Origin of the sequence: Streptomyces sp. NPDC057307, from assembly GCF_042667665.1 — a bacterium.
GTDB lineage: Bacteria > Actinomycetota > Actinomycetes > Streptomycetales > Streptomycetaceae > Streptomyces.
This window is the reverse complement of the sequence record NZ_JBHUZM010000224.1, coordinates 1-8,321: the sequence shown is the minus strand read 5'-3', so window position 1 is coordinate 8,321 and position 8,321 is coordinate 1. Positions and strand designations below refer to the sequence as shown.

Below are 8,321 nucleotides of genomic sequence, written 5' to 3'. Positions count from 1 at the left end.
GCGCCGGAGGGGCCGTCGGCCGTCCGGCGCCCGAGGGCGGTCCGGTCGTTCCCGTGCTGCTCACATCGGTTCCGGTCGCCCCCGTGGTGCTCACCTCAGTACGGACGCGGCGTGGCCCCGTACACCCGAGCGCGGCCGGGGCCCGGCGCGATCATCCGCGTACACCGCACAGGTGCAGCAGCGCCGCGACCCTGCGGTACGGCTCCGTACGCCCCGCCCGGTCCTCCGCGGCCAGCAGCCGCTCCAGTTCGGCCGCCGGGGGCAGCTCCACGTCGTCGGACAGGTTGTCGGAGAGGACCCGCACCCCGTACCAGGTCTGCAGGGGCGCCGCGATCCCCGCGAGCGTCGCCGTCAGCGCGGACAGCCGGTCCGCGCGGACAGCCAGGCCCAGCCTGTTCGTGTACGTGGGGGAGTCGAAGGCGTCCAGCGCCCCCGCCCAGTCCCCGGCGATCCCCGGCCGCAGGGCGAGCGCGTCCGCGTTCCGTACGAGCAGCGAGAGCAGCCCTCCGGGCGCCAGCATCCTGGCCAGCCCCGCGAGCATGGCGTCCGGCTCCTCGACGTACATCAGCACGCCGTGGCAGAGCACCACGTCGAAACTGCCCGGCAGGAAGTGCACCCCGGTCTGCAGCCCGTCGCCCTCGACCAGCCTGACCCGCTCACGGATCCCGGCGGGCTCGCCTTCGAGCGCCTCACGCGCGAAGGCCATCATCTCGGGATCGGACTCCAGCCCGGTCACCGTGTGCCCGGCGCGCGCCAGTCGGAGCGCCTGGGTGCCCTGGCCCATGCCGACGTCCAGGACCCGCAGCCGCTGTCCGACCGGATAGCGCGAGGTCAGCTGTTCGTCGAGCTGCCGGGAGACCAGCTCCTGACGGACGATGTTCCGCAGCCCGCCGAGTCCGGCCAGCCAGCCGGCCGAGCCCCCCGTGAAGCCGGATGCCCCAGTGCTCAGGGCCGGTCCCCACGCTTGACCTGCGGCTTGGGCAGGCGCAGTCGGCGCATCTGGAGCGTGCGCATCAGCGCGTAGGCCACGGCGCCGCGCTTGGGCTCGTCCGGGAAGCGCAGCGCCAGCTGCTTCTTCAGCCGGATCCAGATGCCGATGGAGTCGACGACGATCAGCACGATGATGCCGAGCCAGAGGAGCAGCGCGATGTTCTGCAGCTGACCGACCTGGACCATGCTCAGTACGAGGATGATCACGGCGAGCGGCAGGAAGAACTCGGCCATGCAGAAGCGCGCGTCCACGTAGTCGCGGACGAAGCGGCGCACCGGGCCCTTGTCACGGGCCGGCAGATAGCGCTCGTCACCACTGGCCAGCGCCTGGCGCTGCTTCGCCAGATCGACACGGCGCGCCTCGCGCTGCTTCTTCATCGCCGACTTGCGGTCGGTCGGCGTCGTCGAGGCGCGACGCCGCTGCGTCTGGGCCTCACTGCGCTTGGGGGTCGGGCGGCCCTTCGGGGCCTGCGGGTCACGGGTCTGAGTGGAGAGGTCGACCGTCACCTTGTCGGTGGTGGCCTTCTCGTCCTTGGCGCGGCTACGGAACACAAAACCCAAGGGTACGGGCTGATGCCCGGGCGACCCACCCCCGAGGGGAACGATCCGGCAACGGCGGGCGTCTGTACTGGTGCAGAGGGGACCAACCGCCCACTGCCCCCGAAGGTCACCTACTCCCTGCGCCGGAGCGGCATGGGGGCCAGTCGTCCTTGGGGATGAGCCCATCCGTTCCCGAACAGTGCGGTAATAGAGACAGGGCCCGTACTGTGGGTTCTGTAGGAGTGCTGGATCCGGAGTCCTTCAGAAGGGGGCGCGCGAAGCCCATGAGCGGTGTGATGAAACGTATGGGGATGATCTTCCGCGCGAAGGCCAACAAGGCCCTTGACAGGGCTGAGGATCCGCGCGAAACCCTCGACTACTCGTACCAGAAGCAGCTTGAGCTGCTTCAGAAGGTACGTCGCGGTGTCGCCGATGTGGCCACGTCGCGCAAGCGGCTGGAACTGCAGCTGAACCAGCTCCAGGGCCAGTCCACCAAGCTGGAGGACCAGGGCCGCAAGGCGCTGGCGCTCGGCCGCGAGGATCTGGCGCGTGAGGCGCTGTCCCGTCGCGCCGCGCTCCAGCAGCAGGTCAGCGATCTGGAGACGCAGCACACCACGCTGCAGGGCGAGGAGGAGAAGCTCACTCTCGCGGCCCAGCGTCTCCAGGCCAAGGTGGACGCCTTCCGTACGAAGAAGGAGACCATCAAGGCGACCTACACGGCCGCGCAGGCGCAGACCCGGATCGGGGAGGCCTTCTCGGGCATCTCCGAGGAGATGGGCGACGTCGGCATGGCCATCCAGCGTGCCGAGGACAAGACCGCGCAGCTCCAGGCGCGGGCCGGCGCGATCGACGAGCTGCTCGCCTCCGGCGCCCTGGACGACCACTCGGGGCTGGCGAAGGACGACATCGCCGCCGAGCTGGACCGGATCTCCGGTGGTACGGATGTAGAGCTGGAGCTTCAGCGGATGAAGGCCGAGCTGGCCGGCGGTTCCTCGTCGCAGCAGGCCATCGAGGGTGGTGCGGCCGACCGTCAGGACGGCGCGCAGTCCTCGCAGACGCCGAACAAATTCGACAAGAGCTAAGGGCGCGTCATGATCGTACGGATCATGGGGGAGGGCCAGGTGGAGCTCGGGGACAGCCACCTGGCCGAATTGGACAAGCTCGACGACGAACTTCTCGCCGAGATCAACGCGGACGACCAGGACGGTTTCCGCCGGACCTTCCACGCGCTCCTCGACAAGGTGCGCGAGCTGGGCGAAGCGGTGCCCGACGACTCCCTGGAGCCGTCGGGGCTGATTCTGCCCGCCCCGGGCGCCACGCTCGAAGAAGTACGCGCACTGCTCAGCGACGACGGTCTGATCCCCTCCCCCTGACCTTCCCGGCCGTCTCGCACCACGCTCCGGCACTCCCGATGCCCCGTGCCTCACCGCACGGGGCATCGTGCTGTGCCGGGCGGTCCGGCCACCGGCGTACCGTTCGGTTGTGACCTCACTCGGAACCGGCTTCGACCGCATAAGAAGCTGGCTGCGGGCCCACCCACTCGCGTTCGACGCCGGGCTGGCCGCGGCCGTGCTCGTGTGCATGGTGGCCGGTGCGTTCGCCGACCCGCGCGGACGCCACGACGCGCTGCCCGCGTTCGGCCAGGAGGCCCCCGGGCTGCGCAGTGTGGTCCTGATGGTCCTGGGGGCGGGCGCCCTCGTCTTCCGGCGCCGCGACCCCTTCCCCGTGCTCGCCGTGACCGGGGCGGTGAGCGTCGCCGAGCTGCTGACCAACGACGCGGTCTCGCCGGTCGCGATGAGCACCGTCATCGCCCTCTACACCGTCGCCTCACGCACCGACCGCCCCACCACCTGGCGCGTCGGTCTCGCCACCATGGCCACGCTGACGGTCGTCGCGATGCTCTCCGGTCCCACCCCCTGGTACACGCAGGAGAATCTCGGCATCTTCGCCTGGACCGGCATGGCGGCCGCCGCCGGTGACGCGGTACGCAGCCGCCGCGCCTTCATCGACGCCATACGGGAGCGCGCCGAGCGGGCGGAACGCACCCGCGAGGAGGAGGCGCGCCGCCGGGTCGCCGAGGAGCGGCTGCGGATCGCCCGCGACCTGCACGACGTCGTCGCGCACCACATCGCGCTGGTCAACGTCCAGGCGGGCGTCGCGTCGCACGTCATGGACAAGCGCCCCGACCAGGCCAAGGAGGCGCTGGCGCACGTACGTGAGGCGAGCCGCTCCGCGCTCAACGAACTGCGCGCCACCGTCGGTCTGCTCCGCCAGTCCGGCGACCCGGCGGCCCCCACCGAACCGGCCCCCGGCCTCGCGCTGCTCGACGAGCTGGTCGGCACCTTCCAGCACGCGGGCCTCCCCGTGGAGGTGGCCCGCGGCGACGGGGACGGGCGGTTGCCCGCCGCCGTCGACCTCGCGGCGTACCGCATCATCCAGGAGGCGCTGACCAATGTGCGCAAGCACGCGGGCCCCGGCGCGAAGGCCGAGGTGAGTGTCGTCCGGGTCGGCCCGACCGTCGAGGTCACCGTCCTGGACAACGGCACGGGCACCGGCGAGCCGGCCGACGGCAGCGGCCACGGCCTCCTGGGGATGCGCGAACGAGTCTCCGCCCTCGGCGGCACCCTCACCGCGGGCCCCCGCTACGGCGGCGGCTTCCGTACGCAGGCAATACTGCCGGTCAAGGCTCGTACGGGGCGGACGGCGGAGGACACATGACGATCAGGGTGCTGCTGGCCGACGACCAGACATTGCTGCGCAGCGCGTTCCGGGTGCTGGTGGACTCGGAGCCCGACATGAAGGTCGTGGGGGAGGCCGCAGACGGGGCCGAGGCCGTGGCACTGGCCCGGTCCGAGAAGGCCGACGTCGTCCTGATGGACATCCGGATGCCCGGCACCGACGGGCTCGCCGCCACCCGCATGATCAGCGCCGATCCGGAGCTGGACGGGGTGCGGGTGGTCATGCTGACGACCTTCGAGGTCGACGAGTACGTGGTGCAGTCGCTGCGGGCCGGCGCCGCCGGTTTCCTCGGCAAGGGGGCCGAGCCCGAAGAACTCCTCAACGCCATCAGGATCGCCGCCGCCGGTGAGGCCCTGCTGTCGCCCGTCGCGACGAAGGGGCTCATCGCCACCTTCCTGGCCCAGGGCGGCAGCGCGGGCGAGGGACCCGACTCGGCGGCGTACTCCAAGCGGCTCGCCGCCCTCACGGTGCGCGAGCGCGAGGTCCTCGTCCTCGTCGCCGGCGGCCACTCCAACGACGAGATCGCGGAGCGCCTGGCGGTCAGTCCGCTCACCGTCAAGACTCATGTCAACCGGGCGATGGCGAAGCTGGGCGCACGGGACAGGGCCCAATTGGTGGTAATCGCCTACGAATCGGGCCTGGTACGCCCAAGGGTGGACTAGGGGCGCACCGTTGCGTACTCCAAGCGCGGTATGCGGCTCATAAGGAAATCGACCTGGGGTCGACCGCCAGGGCCTCCCGGATGGCAGATCGTATAGAGGGGCCCCTGCGCCCTTCTGCACGCGTACACCACAGAAGAGAGACCCCATGTCCTGGCTGTCCAGATTCAGCCTCGCGCAACGGGCCCTGATAGGGCTGATATCGATCATCGCGCTCGTCTTCGGAGCGATCGCGATCCCCCAGCTCAAGCAGCAGCTGCTGCCCTCCATCGAACTTCCGATGGTCTCGGTTCTCGCCCCCTACCAGGGCGCTTCGCCCGATGTGGTCGAGAAGCAGGTCGTCGAACCGATCGAGGCGTCCATCGAGGCCGTCGACGGAATCACCGGTGTCACGTCCACGGCGAGCGAGGGCAACGCCGTGATCATGGCCAGTTTCGACTTCGGCGGTTCCGGCACGAAGCAACTGGTCGCCGACATCCAGCAGGCCGTCAACAGGGCCCGCGCGCAGCTCCCCGAGGACGTCGACCCGCAGGTCATCGCCGGCTCGACGGACGACATCCCGACCGTCGTCCTCGCCGCCACCTCGGGTGAGGACCAGCAGGCGCTCAACGACCGGCTGGAGCGTACGGTCGTCCCCGCGATGGAGGACATCGACGGCGTCGGCCAGGTCACCATCGACGGGGTCAGGGACCTCCAGGTGTCCGTCACCCCCGACGAGAAGAAGCTCGCGGCCGCGGGCCTCAACTCGATGTCGCTCTCGGAGGCGCTGAAGGCCGGCGGCGCGACCGTCCCGGCGGGCTCGTTCTCCGAGGACGGCAAGAGCCGCACCGTGCAGGTCGGCGGCGGCTACACCTCCGTGAAGCAGATCGAGGACCTGCGGGTCGGCGGTCCGCAGGCGGGTGCCCCCGAAGGCGGGCAGGGCGGTGCGCCCGTACGCCTGGGTGACATCGCCACCGTCGAGCAGGAGCCGTCCGAGGCGACGTCCCTGACCCGTACGAACGGCGAGCCCAGCCTCGCCGTGATGATCACCATGGACAACGACGGCAGCGCCGTCACCATCTCCGACGCGGTCAAGGACAAGCTGCCTGACCTGCGCAAGGACCTCGGCGACGGCGCCGAACTGACCGTGGTCAGCGACCAGGGTCCCGCCGTCTCCAAGTCGATCTCCGGCCTGACCACCGAGGGCGCGCTCGGTCTGGTCTTCGCCGTGCTCGTGATCCTGGTGTTCCTGGCCTCGATCCGCTCCACCCTGGTCACGGCGGTCTCCATCCCGCTCTCCGTCGTCCTGGCGCTGATCGTGCTGTGGACCCGCGACCTGTCGCTCAACATGCTGACGCTCGGCGCGCTCACCATCGCGATCGGCCGTGTCGTCGACGACTCCATCGTGGTGCTGGAGAACATCAAGCGCCACCTGGGCTACGGCGAGGAGCGCGAGCTCGCGATCACCGCCGCCGTCAAGGAGGTCGCGGGCGCGGTCACCGCCTCCACGCTCACCACGGTCGCGGTGTTCCTGCCGATCGGCCTTGTGGGCGGCATGGTGGGCGAGCTGTTCGGCTCGTTCTCGCTGACGATCACGGCGGCCCTGCTGGCGTCGCTGCTCGTCTCGCTCACCGTCGTACCGGTGCTCTCGTACTGGTTCCTGCGCCCCCCGAAGGCCGTACGCGGGATGGACCCCGCCGAGGCCCGCCGGATCGCGGAGGAGAAGGAGTCCAACAGCCGGATGCAGGGCCTGTACGTCAAGGTCCTGGGCTTCGCGACGCGGCGCCGGGTCACCAGCGTCGTCCTGGCGTTCGTGATCCTGCTCGGCACCTTCGCCATGGCACCGCTGCTCAAGACCAACTTCTTCGACCAGGGCGAGCAGGAAGTCCTCACCGTCCAGCAGGAGTTGGCGCCGGGCACCAGCCTGGAGGCGGCCGACACGGCGGCGAAGAAGGTCGAGAAGGTGCTCGACGGCTTCGACGAGATCAAGGACTACCAGGTCACCGTCGGCTCCTCCGGCTTCATGGCGGCGTTCGGCGGCAGTACGGGTGCCAACCAGGCGTCCTACCAGGTGACCCTGAAGGACTCGGGGACGTACGAGAAGACCAGCGACGCCATCGACGAGGCCCTCGGCAAGCTCGACGGCGTCGGTGAGACGACCATCGCGGCCGGCGACGGCTTCGGCAGCCAGGACCTGAGCGTCGTCGTCAAGGCGTCCGACGCCAAGACCCTGGCGAACGCAGCCGAACAGGTACGGGACGAGGTCGCCGGCATCGACGACGTCACCGACGTCCAGAGCGACCTGGCGCAGAGCATCCCGCGTATCTCGGTCAAGGCGAAGCCCGAGGCCGCCGAGGCCGGCTTCAACGACGCCACGCTCGGCATGGCCGTCGGTCAGGCCGTGCGGGGTACGCCGTCGGGCAAGGCGACCCTCGGTGACACCGAGCGCGACGTGTACGTCACGTCCGACAAGCCGGCCAGGACGATCGCCGAGCTGAAGGCGCTGCCGCTCGGCGGCGTGAAGCTCGGTGACATCGCCGACGTGAAGCTCGCACCGGGTCCGCTGTCCATGACCCGGATCGACGGCTCCAGGGCCGCGACGATCACCGCCAAGCCCGTCGGTGACAACACCGGCGCGGTCGGCACCACCCTCCAGACGAAGATCGACGCGCTCGACCTGCCCGAGGGGGCGACCGCCTCCATCGGCGGTGTGTCCGCGGACCAGGACGAGGCGTTCCTCCAGCTGGGGCTCGCCATGCTGGCGGCCATCGCGATCGTCTTCATGCTGCTGGTCGGCACGTTCAAGTCGCTGGTCCAGCCGATGATCCTGCTGGTCTCCATCCCGTTCGCGGCGACCGGCGCCATCGGTCTGCTGCTGATCACCGGTACGCCGCTCGGTGTGCCGGCGATGATCGGCATGCTGATGCTGATCGGCATCGTGGTGACCAACGCGATCGTGCTGATCGACCTGATCAACCAGTACAGGCGGCAGGGGCTCGGCGTCGTCGAGGCGGTCATCGAGGGTGGCAGGCACCGTCTGCGCCCGATCCTGATGACCGCGCTGGCCACGATCTTCGCGCTGCTGCCGATGGCGATGGGGATCACCGGCGAGGGCGGCTTCATCGGCCAGCCGCTGGCCGTGGTGGTGATCGGCGGTCTGCTGACGTCGACGCTGCTGACGCTGCTGCTGGTGCCGACGCTGTACTCGATGGTCGAGCTGCGCAAGGAGCGCCGTGCCAAGAAGAAGGCGGCGAAGCGTGCGGCGAAGTCGGACGGCGGGGACGGCGGGGACGGCGGGGACGGCGGCGACGGCACGCCGCCGCGCTCCGACGTCCCATCGACGAACCGACCACCGACAGGCACGCCACCAGGGCCAGGCCGATCATCAGGGCCGCGCCCGTGGCTCCCGTACGC

The 8,321-nt window shown here is 70.3% G+C and carries 7 protein-coding genes; 5 read left to right on the top strand and 2 right to left on the bottom strand.

Annotated features, from left to right (window positions below):
* Positions 1 to 151: 151 nt before the first annotated feature.
* Positions 152 to 904 carry a class I SAM-dependent methyltransferase gene (locus ACFUN8_RS36185; protein WP_383647370.1) on the bottom strand — a complete coding sequence of 251 codons (753 nt, stop codon included), beginning with the start codon at positions 902 to 904 and terminating at the stop codon, positions 152 to 154.
* 41 nt (positions 905 to 945) lie between these two features.
* Positions 946 to 1,542: a DUF3043 domain-containing protein gene (locus ACFUN8_RS36180; protein WP_383647367.1), complete on the bottom strand. Its 597-nt coding sequence runs from the start codon at positions 1,540 to 1,542 to the stop codon at positions 946 to 948.
* A gap of 284 nt (positions 1,543 to 1,826) precedes the next feature.
* Here ACFUN8_RS36180 and ACFUN8_RS36175 point away from each other — a divergent pair, with 284 nt between their 5' ends.
* From ACFUN8_RS36175 to ACFUN8_RS36155, 5 genes are all read left to right on the top strand, one after another.
* Positions 1,827 to 2,612 carry a PspA/IM30 family protein gene (locus ACFUN8_RS36175; RefSeq protein WP_382571162.1) on the top strand — a complete coding sequence of 262 codons (786 nt, stop codon included), beginning with the start codon at positions 1,827 to 1,829 and terminating at the stop codon, positions 2,610 to 2,612.
* A gap of 9 nt (positions 2,613 to 2,621) precedes the next feature.
* Positions 2,622 to 2,903, top strand: coding sequence for a hypothetical protein (locus ACFUN8_RS36170; protein ID WP_383647365.1), 282 nt, complete (start codon positions 2,622 to 2,624; stop codon positions 2,901 to 2,903).
* 109 nt (positions 2,904 to 3,012) lie between these two features.
* Positions 3,013 to 4,248 carry a sensor histidine kinase gene (locus tag ACFUN8_RS36165; protein WP_383647362.1) on the top strand — a complete coding sequence of 412 codons (1,236 nt, stop codon included), beginning with the start codon at positions 3,013 to 3,015 and terminating at the stop codon, positions 4,246 to 4,248.
* On the top strand, positions 4,245 to 4,931 hold the full coding sequence (locus tag ACFUN8_RS36160; RefSeq protein WP_383647360.1) for a response regulator: 687 nt from the start codon (positions 4,245 to 4,247) through the stop codon (positions 4,929 to 4,931). Before ACFUN8_RS36165 ends, ACFUN8_RS36160 begins: the two co-directional genes overlap by 4 nt.
* Before the next feature lie 145 nt (positions 4,932 to 5,076).
* A partial coding sequence (locus ACFUN8_RS36155; RefSeq protein ID WP_383647357.1) for an efflux RND transporter permease subunit occupies positions 5,077 to 8,321 on the top strand: 3,245 nt, incomplete at its 3' end.